The organism is Nocardia araoensis NBRC 100135 (genome assembly GCF_000308435.1).
GTDB classification, from domain to species: domain Bacteria; phylum Actinomycetota; class Actinomycetes; order Mycobacteriales; family Mycobacteriaceae; genus Nocardia; species Nocardia araoensis.
This window is the reverse complement of the sequence record NZ_BAFR01000347.1, coordinates 23,007-40,764: the sequence shown is the minus strand read 5'-3', so window position 1 is coordinate 40,764 and position 17,758 is coordinate 23,007. Positions and strand designations below refer to the sequence as shown.

Sequence of the window (17,758 nt, the reverse complement as noted above, 5' to 3'; positions counted from 1 at the left end):
GCGCGCCGACCGCGACGGCTCCCACCGTGACCCGGTGGCCGCGGCGGCTGCTCCTGGCCGCCGCGGCCGCCCCCGGGCTGACGCTGGCCTGGCTGGTCGTCGGCGTGGTGCTGGCCTGGGCGGTGCTGCCGTCCTGGTTCACCGGGCACGACCCCCTCGAGGGCGACTCGTCGGTCAGCTTCGCCCCACCCGGCCCGGCCCATCCGTTCGGCACCGACCGGCTCGGACGCGATCTGCTGGCCCGCGCGATCTACGGCACCTCCACCACAGTGAGCGCGACGCTGCTCGCCGTCGCGCTCGGTTTCCTCATCGGCGCCGCGATCGGCCTGTTCAGCGGCTTCGTCGGCGGCCGGATCGACGCGGTGATCATGCGCTGCGTCGACGTGCTGCTGGCCATCCCCGGCCTGCTGCTGGCCATGACGGTGGTCACCGCGCTCGGCTACGGCACGGTAAACATCGCCGTAGCCGTTGGTGTTTCGGCGATCGCGGCGTTCGCCAGGGTGATGCGGGCGCAGGTGCTGAAGGTCGCCGCCTCCGACTACGTCGAGGCCGCCTACGGCGCCGGCGCGGGTTTCGGGCGGGTGGTGCTGCGGCACGTGCTGCCGAACTCGGTATCGGCGGTGCTCGCGCTGGCCGCGCTGGAGTGCGGCTCCGCCGTGCTGGCCGTGGCCGCGCTCGGTTTCCTCGGCTACGGCGCGCCGCCACCGCAGCCGGAGTGGGGTCTCGCGGTGGCCGAGGGCCGCGACTACCTGGCCACCTATCCGTGGATTTCGATCCTGCCCGGCGTGCTCATCGCCGTGGTCGTGTTGTCGGCCAACAGGATCGGCCGATCGTTGGGAGAATCGTGATGGGCACGAACGAACCGCTGCTGCGCGTCGACGACCTGCGGGTGCGCTACCGGTCCGCGCACGGCTACGCCGTCGACGGGGTGTCCTTGGCCGTGCGCCCCGGCGAATTCGTCTCCGTTGTGGGCGAATCCGGCTCGGGCAAGAGCACCACCGTGCACGCCGCGCTGCGGCTGCTGCCGGACTCGGCCCTGGTGCGAGCGCGGGCGCTGGAACTCGACGGCCAGGACGTCGCGCGGTGGCGGGAACGCAGGCTGGCGCGGCTGCGCGGCCCGTTCGTCGGATTCGTCCCGCAGGACCCGGGAACCTCGCTGAACCCGGTCAAACGGGTGGGCACCCAGGTCGGCGAGGCGCTGCGGCTGCATCGGCGCGTCGACGGCGCCGCGGCCCGCGAGCTGGCCGTCGCGAAGCTGGAACTCGCGGGATTGTCCGATCCCGAGCGGGTGTACCGGCAGTATCCGCACGAGCTGTCCGGCGGCATGAAGCAGCGGGTGCTGATCGCGATCGCCCTCGCCAACGACCCCGCCCTGCTGGTGGCCGACGAACCGACCTCGGCACTGGATGTGACGGTGCAGCAGGTCATCCTGGACCATCTGGCGCGGTTGCGCGCCACGCTCGGGCTCGGGGTGCTGCTGGTCACCCACGACCTGGGCGTGGCCGCCGAGCGCTCGGACCGGTTGATCGTGATGCGCGACGGGCGCATCGTCGAGGAGGGCGCGACCGCGGGCATCCTCGCCGCGCCACGCACCGCGTACACCCGCGAGCTGGTCGCCGCGGCGCCCTCCCGGCACAGCGAACCGCTCACGCCGACCGGCGCCACCGCCCGCAGGACCCCCGACCGCGGCTCGGTCGTGCTCCGGGTGCGCGCGGTGGCCAAGACCTTCGGCGGGCAGATCCGCGCGGTGGACGACATCTCCCTGGACGTCGTCGCTGGATCGACGCACGCGGTGGTCGGCGAGTCCGGCGCGGGCAAGTCCACGCTGGCCCGGATCGCGGTGGGACTGACCGCACCGGACACCGGGGAGGTCCTGTTGCACGGCGAGCGGATCAGCGGATTGTCCCGCAGGCGGGCTCGGCCGATCCGGCGCGAGATCCAGTTCGTCTACCAGAACCCGTATTCCTCCCTCGATCCCAGGTTCGACGTCGAGACGATCATCGCGGAGCCGCTGGTATCGCTCGGACTACTGCCCGACCGCGCCCGGCGGCGACAGCGCGTGGCCGAACTGCTGGACGCGGTGGCGCTGGACCGCTCGCACCTGCGCCGCAGGCCCGCCGAACTGTCCGGCGGGCAGCGGCAGCGGGTGGCGATCGCCCGCGCCCTGGCCGCCGGACCGCGGATGCTGGTGCTGGACGAGGCGGTCTCGGCGCTGGACGTGTCGGTGCAGGCGCAGATCCTGCAATTGCTGGTCGATCTACAGCACGAGCAGCGGCTCACCTACCTGTTCATCACCCACGATCTCGGCGTGGTGCGGCTGATCGCCGACGACGTCACGGTGATGCGTGGCGGGCGAATCGTGGAAACGGGTCCGGTGGCGTCCGTTTTCGCCGAGCCGTCGGCGGAGTACACGCGGCGGCTGCTGGCGGCGGTCCCCGGGGCGCCCACGCGGAGGCCGGAAACCCCTTTGCCCGTGGGCGCGCTGTCACCGACTTGATCCCGCACAGAATCGTTCTGATCGTAAGCATTTCCTCCACCGTTGCCGAGGCCGATGATCGTGATCCGGAACAGGCAGCGAAAGCGAGGCAGTCGTGTACGACATCCGGCGTCTTATCCTGTTGCGGGATCTGGCCGAACGCACGACCATGACCGCGGTATCGGAGCTGCACGGCATCACGACCTCGGCGGTGTCGCAGCAGTTGCGCATCCTCGAGGACGAAGTGGGCACCGTGCTGACCCGCAGGGAGGGCCGGGTGCTGCGCCTGACCCCGGCGGGCCGGGTGCTGGTCGACCACACCTCGCGGATCATCGCCGCGCTGGAGGAGGCCGAGAGTGCGGTGGCCGCCACCGCCGAGAAGGTCACCGGGGTACTGACCCTCGCGACGTTCCGCACCGCGCAGTCGCGGCTGGCGCTGCCCGCCGCGGCGCAGTTGCGCGCGGAGTACCCGAATCTGCGGGTGCGGGTGGTGGACCTGATGCCGGTGGACTCGGTGCCCGCGGTGCGGCAGCAGGAGGTGGATCTGGCCATCACCTACGCCTATTCCTTCCGCGCCCGCGACCTGCCGCTCGGCCTGAGCTCGGAATTCCTGTTCGGCGACCCGCTGGTGCTGCTGGCGCCGGACGGAGTGCGGGAGCGGGTCCGCCAGCACGGACTCGCCGCGGTCCGGGACGCGGACTGGATCGCCGCGCGCGACGGCGCACCGTCGATCGTCTCGGTGCTCTACGCCTGCCGCGAGGCCGGTTTCGCACCCCGCATCGAGCACCGCAGCGGTAGCTTCGCCGGAATGGCCGAGATGGTCGAGTACGGGCTGGGCGTCACGATCGTGCCGGAGATGTCGGTCGACGACGAGCATCGCCATCTGATCGCCTGCACGGTGGCCAACGGGACACGGCAGATCGGGGTCACCTACCGGCAGGCGTCGCTGGAACGTCCCGCCGTCGCGGCCGCCATCCGCGCCCTGCGCACCCTCGCCAGCCCGCAGCGATTGGCGTCGTGAACCGCGTCCGGACCGTCGAGAAAAACTAAACGATTCTCGTAGGACGACTGCCTTGTTCGCCGGTTTCCCGCTTCCGATACTGGGATCGCAGGCGGCACGAACGAGAGGAGTCCCCGTGGCAAAGCATGAAACACAGTGGGGCACATCGCTTTCGGTGCCGTTTCGCTGTTGCCGGTGACGCCGGAATTTCGTCACCGTATTCCATTCCTTGCCCCTGCGGCCACACCTTGCGAACGAGTTTGCCGAGAAATCATGAATTGTGTGCCACCGCGCGCCGCGAGCGCGTCATGACCGAAACATTGCCAACGACCGCCGATACCAGGCCGACCGGCTTGGACGAGCACGCGCTGACCGGCGTGCTCGCCACGATCGCCGGGCGCGCCGAGGAACACGACCGGGCCGGATCCTTCCCGTTCGCGGCGTTCGAGGCGCTGCACGCCATCGGCGCGCCCGCCTTGACCGTCCCGGTCGCCTACGGCGGGCGCGGCGCGGGCATCGCCGAAGCGGTGGAACTCATCGAGCGGGTGGGCGCCGCCGACCCCTCGGTCGGCCTGATCCTGCAGTGGAACTTCACGAACCACCTCGGCATGCTCCACCCGGACAGCCCGTGGCCGGGCGAGTTGAAGGAGCTGGTGCTGCGGTCGGCCGCCGCCGACGGCGCGCTGATCAACGGTCTCGCGGTGGAACGCGAACTCGGCAGCCTGGCGCGCGGCGGCGTGCCCGCGACCACCGCGGCCCGGCTGCCGTCGGGCGACTGGCGCATCGACGGCGAGAAGGCCTACGCCACCGGCATTTCCGGTCTGACCTGGTTCACCGTGACGACCAGCACCGCGGAGCCGCAGCCGCGCATCGCGACCTTCCTGCTGGACCGGTCGGTGACCGGCTGGCGAGTGGAGCGCACGTGGAACCACCTCGGCCTGCGGGCTTCCGACACCCAGTCGGTGATCTTCGATGCTGCCGTTGTGCCGCACGCCCGGCTCGTCGACCTGCGCGATCCCTCCGCCGGCACGGCGAAGGTGCGCCGCGCGGGCCGCCAGGCGCTGCCGCTGCTGCTGGCCGCCAACTACAACGGCGTCGCGATCGCCGCGCGCGACTGGCTGGTGCGCTACCTGCACACCAGGGTGCCGACCGCGCTGGGCGCCGCCCTGGCCACCGTGCCGCGCTTCCACGACCGCGTCGGGGAGATCGAGGCGTGGATCCAGACCAGCCGGGCGCTGCTGCGCCACGCGGTCGCGAGCCTGGCCCGCGATCCGGCGGGCGCGCTGCCCGCGCTGGCCAAACACGTCGCGACCACCACCGCCATCCGGGTCACCGAGTCCGCGCTCGACTTGACCGGGAACCCGGGGCTGGATCGCCGCAATCCCCTCGAGCGCCACCACCGCGACGCCCTGGTGGGGCGAATCCATTTCCCGCAGAGCGATTTCGTGCTGGCCGACCTGGGTCGCACGGCGCTGGCGGCGGGCCGAGCAGCGGAGCGACCATGAGCCGACGGCAAGTGCACCTGAACGTCAACATCCTCAATGCCGGCGTCTTCGGCGGCTCCTGGCGTTTCCCCGGGACGGACCCGGTGGCGAGCTTCGGGCTCGACCATTACGTGCGGATCGCCCGGCGCGCCGAGGAGGCCCGGTTCGACGCCGTCTTCCTCGCCGACGGCCCGGCCATCCGGGAGGACATCCGGTACCGGCCGTTCAACAGCTTGGAGCCCTCGGTGATCCTGGCCGCGGTGGCCGCGGCCACCAGCCGCATCGGGTTGATCGCCACGCTCTCGTCGAGCTACAACCACCCCTACGACGTGGCCCGCCGCTTCGCCTCGCTCGACCTGCTCAGCGGGGGCCGCTCCGGCTGGAACGTGGTGACCACCGCGGGAGCGGACGCCGCCCGCAACTTCGGGTTCGACGAGGAGCCCGAGCACGGGGCCCGCTACCAGCGCGCCGCGGAGTTCGTCGCCGTGGTGCGCGCGTTGTGGAACAGCTGGGAGCCCGGCGCTCTGGTCGGCGACAAGGCCGCGCACCGCTTCGCCGATCCGGACAAGATCCATCCCGTCGATCATCGCGGCACGCACTTCCGGGTGGCCGGTCCGCTCAACGTGCCGCGGTCCCCGCAGGGCGAACCCGTGGTGGTGCAGGCGGGCGCGTCCAGTGACGGCCGCGGGCTGGCCGCCAGGGTCGGCGAGGTGATCTTCACGGCGGCGCAGACCGAGCAGGAGGCCGGTGAGTACTACCGCGACGTGAAATCGCGCGCGGTGGCGTTGGGCCGCCGCGCCGAGGACGTGCTGATCCTGCCGGGTCTGTCGACGGTGCTCGGCTCGACCGAACGGGAGGCCGCGCAGCGGCGGGAGCTGCTCGACGAACTGGTGCCGCCGGACTACGCGCTGAGCCGGCTGGCCGCCCAGCTCGGCGTGGACCGTGAAGCATTGCGGCTGGATGCGCCGCTGCCGTGGCACCTGCTGCCCGAGCCGGACCGGGCGGGCGGCTCGCAAACTTTCTACAAGATCGCGCTCGGGCTGGCTCGCCGGGACGACCTCACCGTGCGCCAATTGCTGCGCAAGCTCGGCGGCGGCGCCGGCCACCGCATCGTCACCGGCACACCGGAACAGATCGCCGACGCGATCGTCGACTGGGTGGACAAAGGCATCGCCGACGGCTTCAACCTGATGCCCGACGTGCTGCCGGACGGATTCGACGATTTCGTCGACGGCGTGGTGCCCATTCTGCGGCGGCGCGGCGTGCTGCGCACCGAGTACGAGACCACCACGCTGCGTGGGCATCTCGGGTTGCCCGTCCCTGGGCACACCCGCCCCCGCGCGGAAGGAGCCGCCTGATGACCCGCACCCTGCACTTCTTCGTCAACGTCGGCAGCTCCGGCTATCACCCCGCGGCCTGGCGCGAGCCCGGCCTGCCCGCCGACGCGTTCATCCGGCTCGAGCACTATCAGCACGTGGCCGCCGTCGCCGAGCGCGGCGCGCTGGACGGATTGCTGTTCCCGGACATTCCCGTGCAGCAGCCGGGCATCGCCCGCGCCCCCGCCGCGACGCTCGACCCGATCCTGGTGACTTCGGCGCTTGCCGTGTCGACCGAACGGATCGGGCTGATCCCGACGGCGACCACATCGCTGAACCTGCCCTACAACCTCGCCAGGCGGATCCTCTCGCTCGACCATGCCAGCGGCGGACGGGCGGGCTGGAACGTCGTCACCACGTTCGAACCGAACGCCGCCCGCAATTTCGGCATCGAGTCCCTGCCCGAGCGCGACGAGCGTTACCGGCGGGCCGCGGAATTCGTGGAGTTGACCCAGAAGCTCTGGGACAGCTGGGAAGCCGACGCCGTCATCGGGGATCAGGCGGGCGGCCGCTTCGCCGACCCGGACAAGGTGCACGCGGTGGACCACCGCGGCGAGTTCTACGCCGTCGCCGGTCCGCTGAACGTCACCAGGTCGCCGCAAGGACGTCCGGTGCTGGTGCAGGCCGGAGCGTCGCCGCAGGGCAAGGCGTTCGCGGCCGCGCACGCCGAGGCGATCTACACGACCCAGTTGAGCGCCACCGCGGCGAGGGAATTCGTCACCGGGATCCGGAGCGCTGCCGCTGCCGCGGGCCGGGACCCGCGGGCCATCCGGATTCTGCCGGGACTGGTGCCGGTGCTCGGCGCGACCGAAGCGCAGGCACGCGAACGCTTCGACGCGCTGCAAGAGCGGTTGCCCGCGGACAGCGCGCCTGCGCGCGCACTGGCCCGCTGGCTCGGCTACCCCGACGAAGAGCTGGATCTGGACGCGCCGCTGCCCGCGCGGCTGACCGCGCTGCCCGATGGCCGCATCGGCCCGCAGGGCTTCTTCGAATCGCTGACCCGCTACGCCACCGAGACCGGTCACACGGTGCGCAGGCTGCTGACCGAGTTCCTCGGCGGGCACCGGGTGGTCGCGGGCACCCCCGTCGCGGTGGCCGACCACATCGAGCGGTGGTTCCGCGAGACCGGCGTCGACGGTTTCACCATCATCCCGGCCGTGCTGCCGAGTTATCTGGAGGAGTTCGTCGATCAGGTGATCCCGGAACTGCGCGCCCGTGGCCTGTTCCGGCAGGGCTACGAGCACGCCACCTTGCGCGGGCATCTCGGCCTCACCGAACCGGCGAATTCCTTCGGCCGTACGCACTACGAGAAAGTGACCACCCCACGATGACACTCCGCTATCTCGGCCGCACGGGTGTGCTGGTCAGCCCGCTCACTCTGGGCGCCATGAATTTCGGCGCCTGGGCCAACCGCGACCACGACGACGCCGCGCGCATCATCCACCGCGCGCTCGACGCGGGCATCAACGTCGTCGACACCGCCGACGTCTACTCCCAGGGCGAGAACGAGGAGATCGTCGGCAAGGCGCTCGCCGGCCGCCGCGACGAAGTCGTGCTCGCCAGTAAATTCCACGGGCAGATCGGCGTCGACCCGAACTCGCGCGGCAACTCCCGCCGCTGGATCATCCGCGCCGTCGAGGACAGCCTGCGCCGGTTGAACACCGACCATCTCGACCTCTATCAGGTGCACCGTCCCGACCCGGACGTGCCGCTGGAGGAGACGCTGCGCGCCCTGCACGACTTGGTCGCCGCCGGCAAGATCCGCTACTACGGCACCACCACCTTCGAACCGCACCAATTGGTGGAGGCGCAGTGGGTGGCCGAGGACCGCAACCTGACCCGCCCGGTCAGCGAACAGCCGCCCTATTCGATCCTGGCGCGCGCGGCGGAGCGGGCCACGCTGCCGATCGCCCAGAAGTACGGCCTCGGGGTGCTCACCTGGAGCCCGCTGGCCGGTGGCTGGCTGTCCGGGCGATACCGGCCGGGGACGGACGCGCCGCCGTCGAGCAGGCTCACCAGGCAACCGCATCGGCACGATCCCGCGCTGGCGGCCAACCAGCGCAAGCGCGCCGCCGCCGAGGAACTGGCGAAGCTGGCCGACGACGCGGGACTCTCGCTGGTGCACGTGGCGCTGGCGTTCGTCCTCCAGCATCCGGCGGTGAGCAGCGTCATCATCGGGCCGCGCACCCTCGAGCAGTTGGAGGGACAGCTCGGCGCGGTGGACGTCCGGCTCGACGCCGCGGTGCTCGACCGCATCGATGAGATCGTCGCACCCGGCCTGAGCATCAGCCCCGCCGACGAGGGCTATCTGCCGCCTTCGCTCACCGACTCCGCCACCCGCCGCATCGTCCGAGGAGCCCACTCATGAGCCTGTCCGATCTGCGTGTCCTCGGCCGCACCGGGGTGCGGGTCAGCCCGTTGGCCCTGGGCACCATGAACTTCGGTGCCCGCGGCCGCACCACGCACGAGGAGGCGATCGCGGTGATCCACCGCGCGCTGGACGCGGGCGTCAACATCGTCGACACCGCCGACACCTACTCGCGCGGCGAATCGGAGATCATCGTCGGCAAAGCGCTGCGCGGCCGGCGCGACGAGGTGATCCTGGCCAGTAAGTTCCACAACGCCGTCGACGACGACCTCACCCACCGCGGCAACTCGCGGCGCTGGATCGCCCGCGCCGTCGAGGACTCGCTGCGCAGGCTCGGCACCGATCATCTCGACCTCTATCAGGTGCACCGGCCCGAATCAGTCACCGCGATCGAGGAAACCGTCGGAGCGCTGGATGATCTGGTCCGCGCCGGCAAGATCCGCTACTACGGCACCTCCGTGTTCTCGCCAGGCGAATTGATCGAGACCCAGTGGGCGGCCGATCGGCGCAAGCTGAATCGACCTGCCACCGAACAGGTTCCGTATTTGCTGCTGGTGCGCGGCATCGAACGCGAGACGCTGCCGATCGCGCGTCGGTACCGGCTCGGCGTGCTCACCTACGGTCCGCTGGCGGCGGGCTGGCTGTCCGGCAAGTACCGCGCGGGCGCGGCGCAACCCGAGTCCTACCGCGCCGACCTGATCCCGGGTCGTTTCGACATCGCCGCCCCGGCCAACGCCGCCAAGCTCGCCGCGGCCGAAGCGCTGGCGGTGCTGGCCGGGGAATCCGGGCTGACCCTGGTGCAACTGGCGGTCGGCTTCGTCCTGTCGCACCCGGATGTCAGCGCCGCGATCATCGGCCCGCGCACCGCCGAGCACCTCGACGCCTACCTCGGCGCGGCCGCAGTGACGCTGAGCGCGGACGTGCTCGATCGCATCGATGAGATCGTCGCTCCGGGAACCGTTTTCAGCGATCGCGACACCGGAGCGATCCCGCCCGCGCTGGCCGACCCGGCGTTGCGGCGCAGCGTCGCCTGAGCACCCCCGCGCCGAATCCGTCCCTCGCCGGTGGCGCACCGGCCCTACTCCAGGAGTTCCGATGACCAGCATCGATACCGCCGCGGCCGCCATCGCGCGCCCCGGTTCCCCCGAGATCGCGGCCTTCGTCGCCGAGGTGGCCGCGGACGCGGCGCGCCGACGCGCCGAGGGCGGCGACGAGCCACCGCACGCGGCGATCGCGGCGGCCAAACGGCTGCGTCTCGGCGCTGTCCGGGTACCCACCGATCTGGGCGGCGGGGGCTGGCGGATCTCGGAGCTGTTCGATCTGCTGATCGACCTGGCCGAGGCGGACCCCGACGTCCCGCACATCCTGCGCATCCACTTCGGCTTCGTGGAGGAATTGTTCCGGTTGCCCCGCACCGGCAAGAAGGCGGCCTGGATCCCGGAAGTGCTGGCGGGCAAGCTCTTCGGCGGAGCGCTCACCGAATTGAGCAATCGTTCCGCGGGCAGCTGGACCTACGACAGCACGTTGACGCCCGCACCCGGCGGGGGCTACCTGCTCAACGGACGCAAGTTCTACAGCACCGGCGCGCTCTATTCCGACTACGTGCGCATCAGCGCCGAGGTGCCCGGAGAAGGCCTGCTCACCGCCGTGGTCCCCGCCGACCGGGCCGGCGTCGCCCATCTTGACGACTGGGACGGCATCGGCCAGCGGCACACCGGCAGCGGCACCACCGTGCTCACCGACGTGGCGGTGGCCGAGTCGGAGACGCTGCCGTGGCGCGGTTCGGATTCCGGCGTGCCGCCGCGTCAGGCGTTCCCGCAGTTGTACCTGCACGCCATCGCAACGGGCATCCTGCGGTCCGCGGCCGCCGACGCCGCCGAGCTGGTGCGCACCCGCAGGCGGAACTTCGTCTTCGCCAATGCCGAAGAGCCCCGCCACGATCCGCAACTGCTCGAGATCATCGGCACGATCTCCGCCACGGCCTTCGCCGCCGAATCGCTGGTGCGCGCCGCCGCGCTGGCGCAGGATCGCGCCTTCGACGCCGCTCGCGCCACCGGGATCGACGCGGACCTCGAACACGAGGCGGCGGTGCTGGCCGCCAAAGCCAAGGTCGCCATCGAGGAGCCCGCACTGCGGGCGGCGGGGCGCATCTTCGATGCCGGCGGTGCCTCGGCCACCCGCGCCTCCGCGCAGTACGACCGGCACTGGCGCAACCTGCGCACGCTGTTCTCCCACAACCCCGCGGCCTACAAGGCCCGCGCGCTGGGTGACCTCCTGGTCAACGACACCCCGCTGCCCGAAGCGGGTCACTTCTGAGGCCGGAGTCATCGCTCGGAAACCTCGATACGGCACGCAACGCCGAGGCTGCGCGCGGCGGCCGGGTGCACACGGGTGACATCGGCCCGGTTACCCGCGTTCAGCCCGGACGCCGGCTCGCTACTTGCCCGCCAAGCGGGCGAAATGCTCCGCGCGCATCGCGCTGTTGACCCCGCGCACCTGGTAGAACAGCGCGGCGCGGGCCCACACCTGGGTGATGTGGTCGGCGCGCAGCCCGCTGCCGCCCGCGGCCACGATCGCCGCCTGGGTGGCCCGCACCGCCAGCGCGGTGGCCGTGGTGCGCCAGTACAGCCGGGAACGCCCGTCGTGGAGTTCGGTGTTCGGGGCGGGAGCGGCGGCGCGCGCGACCTCCCACAGCCGGTCGATCTCCGCGGCGATCTCGGGCAGATTCGGGTCGTCGGGATGGCGATCACGCGCGTACCCGATCGCCGCCGCGGCCACGCCGAGTACGGCCGGATCGATCGCTGGCACGCCCGCACCGTCGCGGTCGAGCCAGTCCGCCAGATCGATCAGGTGGGTGACCCGCGAGTCCGGCACTTCGAGCCCGTCGAAACGCGCCGCGACCGTCCTGGATCCCGCGATCGCGCTCAGCTGCAGCGGAAGCGCGGTCAGCGACCGCGCGGGGATGTCGACGACGGCTTGGACGACCCGCTCCCGCTCCGGTTCCACCGCCGCTACCGCGAGCAGCGACGCCAGCCCCCACCCCGACAACCACGGCGCGACGCCGTCGAAACGCCAGCCGCCTCGCACGCGGGTGGCGGTGACGTCCCGGCGGCGCGGCCAGTTCCGCACGTGTCCGAAAGCGGCCGCGCCGACGAGCTCACCGGCGGCCAGACGCGGCAGCAGTTCGGCCGCGGCCGCGGAATCGGGGTGCAGCCACCGTGCGGGCGCCGAATGCTGCTGGGCGATCAAATGGGTCGACGGGCACGCGGCGGCCAACAGCGCCCAGGCGCGCTGCTCAACCTCCACCGGCAGCTCCGTGCCGCCCCACCGGGACGCGATACCCACGCGCAGCAGGTCGGTGTGCCCGCCCAGCGCGGTGAAGTGCCCGGCCGGGACCTCATCGCGGTCGACGCGCACGGCGGCCGGAGCGATGACCTCTCCGACCACCGGCGTCAACCGGCGCAGGAACGGATGGCCGGACTCATCGGCCATCGCCGGCTCCTACTGCCGACCGCACCGCGAACAGACGCCGCGCGTTGCCCGAGGCGACCAGCGCCCGGTCGCCCGCGTTCAGCCCGGCGGTGGCGAGCACCTCGAGGATCTCGGTCCTGGTGCCGTCGGTGCGGATCGGCCAGTCCGTGCCGACGAGCACACGCTCGGGTCCGAGCACGTCGATCTGGTAGCGCAGCGTCGGCACGTCCAGGCGCAAAGTGTCGATATGGATTCGATGCGGCAGCGCGGTTCCGACCGCGACCGCACGGCGGTTGTCGGCGATGTAGTCCGAGGCGAACAGCAGGGCGCCCGTACCCAGCGCCGTGAAGACCACGTCCAAGCCGGGCAGGGCGGCGAGCGTCCCGCCGTGCAGCAGCGACAGCAAGGCCAGACCGTTGGTGAAGCCGCGTCCGAACGAGACACCCGGCTGTCCTGCGGCCGCGCCCACCGCGTCGGACCCTGCGGCGAAGACCGGGTGCACGAAAACCGGAACGCCCAGTGCGGCGGCCACTTCGAAGGTCGGGCGGGTGACAGCGGCCCCGGCGTACTCCCCGCGCCGGTAGGAATCGACCACGATCCCCGACAGCCCGAGCCGCTCGATCGCGTACACCGCCTGCTCGGCTCCCGCCGCTCCGGCGAACGCGTCGACGGTCGCCAAGCCGCCGAGCAGCGGACGATGCGCGGCGACCAGCTCCGCCAGATACTCGTTGACGCGGTCGATCTGCTCGGTGGCGATGTCGGCGTCCGGTCCGAACAGCAACTCGGTCGGCGCGCCGAGCACCCGCTGCTCCACGCCGCCGTCGCGGGTGAACGCCACCAGCGCGTCCACGTCGTCGAGCGCCGCGAACGGCCCGGTGGTGCGGGCGTCGCCCGGGGCGATCTCCCGCCACCACGGCGGACGGAAATGGCTGTGGAAGTCGATCACCGGGGGTGCGTCGGTCACAGGAGCGCTCCTTGCTCGGAGGTGGCGTAGCGGCTGGCTGGGCGCGACAGGCCCAGGCGAGCCCGCAGCGTGGTTTCGGCGTATTCGGTGCGGAAGAGCCCGCGACGCTGCAACAGCGGTACGACGTGGTCGACGAAATCGGTCAGCCCTTGGGGGTAGACGGCGAATTGCAGGTTGAATCCGTCCGCCGCTCCGGCCTCGAACCACTGCTGGATCGAGTCGGCGATCTGCTCGGGGCTGCCGACCAGGTCGCGGTGATAGGCGCCGCGGTCGAGCAGTTCGCGCACGGTGTGCGGCCGCGAACGCAACAGGTTCCGCACGGCTTCGGTGAACCCTTCCGAACCGTAGGTGCTCCCGGCCTGCGGCAGCAGTTCGGGCGGGAAGGGATCGTCCAGCGACAGCGACGACGCGTCGATGCCGAGGAAAGCCGCGAACCCGCGCAGCCGGTCCTCGACCGGGATCAGGGCGTCCAGATCCGCCTTGCGTTGCCGTGCCTCGGCTTCGGTGCCGCCGACGATCGGATTGAGGCCGGGCAGAATCTTGACCGACTCCGGCGACCGCCCGTGCCGCACGGCGCGGCGCCGGATGTCGGTGGCGAACTCGATCGCTTGCGGCAGCAGATGCTGGGCGGTGAACACCGCGTCGGCGAACCGTGCGGCCAGCTCCCGCCCGCCCTCGGAGCCACCGGCCTGCACGATCGGCAACCGGCCCTGCGGCGGACGGGGCAGCTGCAACGGACCGGCGACGCTGAAGTGCTCGCCGCGGTGATCGATCCGATGGATGCGCGCAGGGTCGGAAAACCGTCCGGACGCCGGGTCGGCCACCAGCGCCTCGTCCTCCCAGCTGTCCCAGAGCGCGTGCACCACCTGCACGGCCTCGGCCGCCCGGTGGTAGCGGTCCGCGCGTGCGGGCAGCGCCCGTTCCTGATGTCCCTGTCCGGCACCGAAATTCGCCGCCGCTCCGGGATCTCGCGTGGTCACCACGTTCCAGCCCACCCGGCCGCCGCTCACGTGATCCAGCGAGGCGAAGGTGCGGGCGATGTGATACGGCTCCTGGAAGGTCGCCGTCGTGGTCGCGATGAACCCGATCCGCTCGGTGGCCGCCGCCATGACGGCCACGGCGACGGCCGGATCGAGCCCGGCGATCGGCATGGCCGAACCGCCGCCCTTCAGCAGCACGGCGTCGGAGAGGAACACCGCGTCGAGGAGCCCGCGTTCGGCTTCCCGCGCCACGGCACGCAGATGCTCGGGATCGACGAGTGCGCGGGGGTTCCCGCGCGGCGACCGCCACGCCGCCGGATGCGCGCCCGCGGTGAGCAGGTTGATGTTCAGATGCAATTGTCCGCTCATCGACCGGTCACACCGCCTGCGCGATCGACGGCGGCGCGACGCGGTATCGCGCGGTCGCAGGCGGCAGGCCGAGATTGCCGCGCAGCGTGGACGATTCGTATTCGCCGCGGAACAGCCCCTGCTTCCGCAGGATCGGAACGACGTGCTCGGTGAACGCTTCCACCCCGCCCGGCCCTTGTCCCGGCATGACCACGAATCCGTCCGCGCCGCCCTGCCGGAACCAGGTGGCCAGCTGATCGGCGACCTGTTCCGGAGAGCCAACCGCCCGGCCGTGCCCCGCCGAGCGCTGCTGCAACCTGATCAGCTCGCCGACAGTCCAGCCCTCCTCCACCGCGAGATCGCGGAACACGCCGTAGCGGCTCTGCCTGCCCTGGATCGAGGCGACCGGGGGCAGCAGCGTCTCGGGGATGACGTCGTCGAAGTCGAAGGCGGACAGATCGATGCCTGCCAGCTGACGTTCCAGCGCGACCCGGGAGGCGTCGCTGTAACCGGCCTCGAACAGGTCCTCGTCCAGCCGGCGCGCCTCGGCCTCGGTGCCGCCGATGGTCGTGCTCACACCCGGCAGCACCAGGATGTGGCTCGGATCGCGGCCCGCGGCGGCGGTTCGGGCCTTCAACTCACGGTAGAACCGCTGCGCGCCGGACAGCGTCTGCTGGGCGGTGTACACGCCTTCGGCGAACCGCGCCGCGAACGCGATACCGTCCGCCGAAGACCCGGCCTGGAACAGCACCGGCCGCCCCTGCGGTGAGCGCGGCAGCGGCAGCGGCCCTTCCACCGTGTAGAACTCGCCGCGGTGGTCGATCGGGCCGCCCTGCACGCCGTCGCGCCAGGAGTCCCACAGCCGCGTGACCACCGAGACGTGCTCGAGCCCTTGCCGGTAACGGTCGGTGTGCGCGGGCAGCGGGGCGGTGCCGAAATTGCGCTCTCCCACCGAGGACGTGACCGCGTTCCAGCCCACCCGGCCGCCGGACAGGTGATCCAGCGATTGCAACTGCCGGGCCAGGTTGAACGGCGCGGTGAAGGTCGTCGACGCCGTCGGCACCAGGCCGATGTGCGTGGTGACCGCGGCGAGGGCGGAGAACAGCGTGATCGGTTCGGGTTTGGCGCCGAGTTCGGTGTCGGAGCTCAGTCCGTCGGCGGCGAACAGCAGATCGAACCCGGCGGCCTCGGCGGTCAGAGCCAGATTCGTGTAATGCGCGAGGGTGTCGGCCGGGTGGCGGACGTCGCCGGGAACGAGTTGCCCCGGCAGGGCATTGCCGGGGGCGTTGGTCAGCAGTCCGAGCCGCAACCGATGCGGCGAAGCGTTCGAGGACACGGTGTCTCCAGGATTTCAGGCGGCGGTGGCGTTCTCACCGAGCGGAAGTTCGGCGTCCGGGTGGTCGATCGGCACCACGTGCACCGCGCCGTTGGCGTGGAAAGTGCTCACCTCGATGCCGTAGACGTCCGCGATGAGCTCGGGCGTCAGCACCTCCTCTGGCGTGCCGACCGCCCGCACCCGGCCGCTTTCCAGGAACGCGATCCGGTCGCAGTACCGCGCCGCCTGACTGAGGTCGTGGATGGCGATGATCGCGGCCACCCCCGCGGTCCGGGTGATCCGGCGGGCCAACCGCAGCGTCTGCAGCTGGTATTTGATGTCCAGCGCGCTGGTGGGTTCGTCGAGCAGCAGGATGTTCGGTTGCTGCGCCAGGGATCGGGCGATCAGCACCCGCTGCGCCTGCCCGCCGGACAGCTCGGTCACCGAGCGGTGCGCCAACGGTCCGAGTCCGAGCAGGTCGATGGCACGGTCCACGTGGCGCCAGTCCTCGGCGCTCGGGCGGGCCCCGAAATGCGGGGTGCGCCCGAGCACCACGGCCTCGCGCACATCCAGCTCGAAGGACACGTCGATGGTCTGCGGCACGTAGGCCACCAACCGAGCCAGCTCCCTGCGGCTCAGCGCGGCGAGATCCACCTCGCCGTTCCAGACCAGGCGCCCCGAACTCGGGTTGTGGATGCGCGCGATGTTCTTGAGCACGGTGGACTTGCCGGATCCGTTCGGCCCGAGCAATCCCAGCAGTTCGCCACGCTCGGCCCGCAGGCTCACCCCGTGCAGGATCGCGCGGCGTCCGTATCCGAAGCGCAGGTCCGTGATCTCCAGCGTCATGCGGTCGTCCTTCGTTTGGCCAGAATGAGATAGAGGAACACCGGCGCGCCGATGAGCGCGTCGACGATGCCGACGGGAATCACCGCCGGATTGAGCACCGATCGGCCCGCGGAATCCGCCACGATCAGCAGCAGCCCGCCGATGATCGCCGAGAACGGCAGCAGGAAGCGATGATTGGCGCCGATCAGCAGCCGGGCGATGTGCGGCGCGACCAGGCCGACGAAACCGATGATGCCGGTGAAGCTGATGGTTACCGCGGTCAGCACGACGGCGAGGCCGAGCAGCCACAGCCGGGTTCGCGTCACCGGGACGCCGAGGCTCTTGGCCGCATCGTCGCCGGCGAAGGCGATCGCGTTGAGCGCTCCGGCACGGCGCTGCACGAGCGGGTAGGTGAGCGCGAACAGGATCCCCACGATGACCACCTCGTGCCAGACCGCCCCGTTGACCGAACCCCACATCCACTGCGCGATCAGGGCGAGGGTCTCCTGGTCGGCGGTGAACTGCAGAACCGAGGTGGCGGCGGTGAAGAACTGGGTGACGGCGATGCCGAGCAGGATGAGCGTCGAGGGGTCGGTGCTCCTGGTCGCCGCGAGCGCGAGAACGAAACCGGAACTCACGATCGCGACCGCAAGCGCGCCGAGAACCACCCAGACGTCGCTGGACAGGCCCGCGATCCCGTTGCCCGCGAAGACGATCGCATACGAGGCGCCGAAGGCGGCGGCCGGCGCGATGCCCAAGGTGTAGGGGCTGACCAGGGGGTTGCGCAGCAGGCCTTGGAACAGCACGCCGGCCACCGCCAGCGCGGCGCCTGCCACGACGCTGAGCAGCACCCGCGGTACGCGCAGTTCCCAGACCTGCAACCACAGCCGGGCGGTCGCGGTGTCGGGCGCCGACGCGGCCGTCGCCTTCGCCCACAGCGCCGATACCGCGTCACTTACGCCGATGATGTTGCCGCCCACGGTCAATGCCCAGATGGCCAGCAGCGCCGTGAGGACGACGCCGATCGCGATCACCGAACGACGTCCGGTATCGGACCGTGTGACCGCGCGGTAGCGCGACAGCAATCCGGAAAACGCCGACACTCCGGGAGATTCGTTGTCGGTGACTTCCCGTTGCACGGTGTCGGACAT

Annotated in this window: 15 protein-coding genes; 9 read left to right on the top strand and 6 right to left on the bottom strand. The window is 71.3% G+C overall.

What is annotated here, in order from left to right:
* Positions 1–26: 26 nt before the first annotated feature.
* The 9 genes from ON21_RS33490 to ON21_RS33450 all read left to right on the top strand — a co-directional run bounded on the left by ON21_RS33490 (position 27) and on the right by ON21_RS33450 (position 11,020).
* A complete protein-coding gene (locus tag ON21_RS33490) occupies positions 27–848 on the top strand; it encodes an ABC transporter permease (protein WP_063821179.1) in 822 nt (273 codons plus the stop codon).
* On the top strand, positions 848–2,497 hold the full coding sequence (locus ON21_RS33485; protein WP_039804795.1) for a dipeptide ABC transporter ATP-binding protein: 1,650 nt from the start codon (positions 848–850) through the stop codon (positions 2,495–2,497). Before ON21_RS33490 ends, ON21_RS33485 begins: the two co-directional genes overlap by 1 nt.
* Positions 2,498–2,591: 94 nt before the next feature.
* The gene (locus tag ON21_RS33480) at positions 2,592–3,497 is read left to right on the top strand and encodes a LysR family transcriptional regulator (protein ID WP_039804794.1); all 906 of its coding nucleotides are present in this window, start codon (positions 2,592–2,594) and stop codon (positions 3,495–3,497) included.
* A gap of 287 nt (positions 3,498–3,784) precedes the next feature.
* Positions 3,785–4,981 (top strand): acyl-CoA dehydrogenase family protein, encoded by a 1,197-nt coding sequence (locus ON21_RS33475; protein ID WP_039804817.1) that lies wholly within the window; start codon positions 3,785–3,787, stop codon positions 4,979–4,981.
* Positions 4,978–6,318: an LLM class flavin-dependent oxidoreductase gene (locus tag ON21_RS33470; protein ID WP_039804792.1), complete on the top strand. Its 1,341-nt coding sequence runs from the start codon at positions 4,978–4,980 to the stop codon at positions 6,316–6,318. Before ON21_RS33475 ends, ON21_RS33470 begins: the two co-directional genes overlap by 4 nt.
* On the top strand, positions 6,318–7,667 hold the full coding sequence (locus tag ON21_RS33465; protein WP_039804790.1) for an NtaA/DmoA family FMN-dependent monooxygenase: 1,350 nt from the start codon (positions 6,318–6,320) through the stop codon (positions 7,665–7,667). The genes ON21_RS33470 and ON21_RS33465 overlap by 1 nt, the downstream gene beginning before the upstream one ends.
* Positions 7,664–8,704: an aldo/keto reductase gene (locus tag ON21_RS33460; RefSeq protein WP_039804789.1), complete on the top strand. Its 1,041-nt coding sequence runs from the start codon at positions 7,664–7,666 to the stop codon at positions 8,702–8,704. Before ON21_RS33465 ends, ON21_RS33460 begins: the two co-directional genes overlap by 4 nt.
* Positions 8,701–9,738 (top strand): aldo/keto reductase, encoded by a 1,038-nt coding sequence (locus ON21_RS33455; RefSeq protein ID WP_086006520.1) that lies wholly within the window; start codon positions 8,701–8,703, stop codon positions 9,736–9,738. Before ON21_RS33460 ends, ON21_RS33455 begins: the two co-directional genes overlap by 4 nt.
* A gap of 61 nt (positions 9,739–9,799) precedes the next feature.
* Positions 9,800–11,020, top strand: coding sequence for an acyl-CoA dehydrogenase family protein (locus tag ON21_RS33450; protein ID WP_039804787.1), 1,221 nt, complete (start codon positions 9,800–9,802; stop codon positions 11,018–11,020).
* Positions 11,021–11,140: 120 nt separating this feature from the next.
* On the opposite strand, the gene ON21_RS33445 is transcribed toward ON21_RS33450, so the two are convergent.
* The 6 genes from ON21_RS33445 to ON21_RS33420 are packed head-to-tail and all read right to left on the bottom strand — an operon-like array spanning position 11,141 to position 17,758.
* Positions 11,141–12,196, bottom strand: coding sequence for an acyl-CoA dehydrogenase family protein (locus tag ON21_RS33445; RefSeq protein ID WP_051021654.1), 1,056 nt, complete (start codon positions 12,194–12,196; stop codon positions 11,141–11,143).
* Positions 12,186–13,139 (bottom strand): amidohydrolase family protein, encoded by a 954-nt coding sequence (locus ON21_RS33440; RefSeq protein WP_051021653.1) that lies wholly within the window; start codon positions 13,137–13,139, stop codon positions 12,186–12,188. Before ON21_RS33440 ends, ON21_RS33445 begins: the two co-directional genes overlap by 11 nt.
* Positions 13,136–14,488, bottom strand: a complete 1,353-nt coding sequence (locus ON21_RS33435; RefSeq protein WP_039804786.1) for an LLM class flavin-dependent oxidoreductase — start codon at positions 14,486–14,488, stop codon at positions 13,136–13,138. Before ON21_RS33435 ends, ON21_RS33440 begins: the two co-directional genes overlap by 4 nt.
* A 7-nt stretch (positions 14,489–14,495) precedes the next feature.
* A complete protein-coding gene (locus tag ON21_RS33430) occupies positions 14,496–15,803 on the bottom strand; it encodes an NtaA/DmoA family FMN-dependent monooxygenase (RefSeq protein ID WP_051021652.1) in 1,308 nt (435 codons plus the stop codon).
* Positions 15,804–15,818: 15 nt separating this feature from the next.
* Positions 15,819–16,628 (bottom strand): ABC transporter ATP-binding protein, encoded by an 810-nt coding sequence (locus ON21_RS33425; protein ID WP_051021651.1) that lies wholly within the window; start codon positions 16,626–16,628, stop codon positions 15,819–15,821.
* Positions 16,625–17,758 carry a FecCD family ABC transporter permease gene (locus ON21_RS33420; protein ID WP_039804784.1) on the bottom strand — a complete coding sequence of 378 codons (1,134 nt, stop codon included), beginning with the start codon at positions 17,756–17,758 and terminating at the stop codon, positions 16,625–16,627. Before ON21_RS33420 ends, ON21_RS33425 begins: the two co-directional genes overlap by 4 nt.

Excerpts from the sequence above, each read along its gene's own strand:
- ON21_RS33485 (WP_039804795.1), top strand. The coding sequence starts at position 848 with ATGGGCACGAACGAACCGCTGCTGCGCGTCGACGACCTGCGGGTGCGC.
- ON21_RS33475 (WP_039804817.1), top strand. The coding sequence starts at position 3,785 with ATGACCGAAACATTGCCAACGACCGCCGATACCAGGCCGACCGGCTTG.
- ON21_RS33450 (WP_039804787.1), top strand. The coding sequence starts at position 9,800 with ATGACCAGCATCGATACCGCCGCGGCCGCCATCGCGCGCCCCGGTTCC.
- ON21_RS33465 (WP_039804790.1), top strand. The coding sequence starts at position 6,318 with ATGACCCGCACCCTGCACTTCTTCGTCAACGTCGGCAGCTCCGGCTAT.
- ON21_RS33445 (WP_051021654.1), bottom strand. The coding sequence starts at position 12,196 with ATGGCCGATGAGTCCGGCCATCCGTTCCTGCGCCGGTTGACGCCGGTG.
- ON21_RS33460 (WP_039804789.1), top strand. The coding sequence starts at position 7,664 with ATGACACTCCGCTATCTCGGCCGCACGGGTGTGCTGGTCAGCCCGCTC.
- ON21_RS33435 (WP_039804786.1), bottom strand. The coding sequence starts at position 14,488 with ATGAGCGGACAATTGCATCTGAACATCAACCTGCTCACCGCGGGCGCG.
- ON21_RS33425 (WP_051021651.1), bottom strand. The coding sequence starts at position 16,628 with ATGACGCTGGAGATCACGGACCTGCGCTTCGGATACGGACGCCGCGCG.
- ON21_RS33470 (WP_039804792.1), top strand. The coding sequence starts at position 4,978 with ATGAGCCGACGGCAAGTGCACCTGAACGTCAACATCCTCAATGCCGGC.
- ON21_RS33455 (WP_086006520.1), top strand. The coding sequence starts at position 8,701 with ATGAGCCTGTCCGATCTGCGTGTCCTCGGCCGCACCGGGGTGCGGGTC.
- ON21_RS33420 (WP_039804784.1), bottom strand. The coding sequence starts at position 17,758 with ATGTCCGACACCGTGCAACGGGAAGTCACCGACAACGAATCTCCCGGA.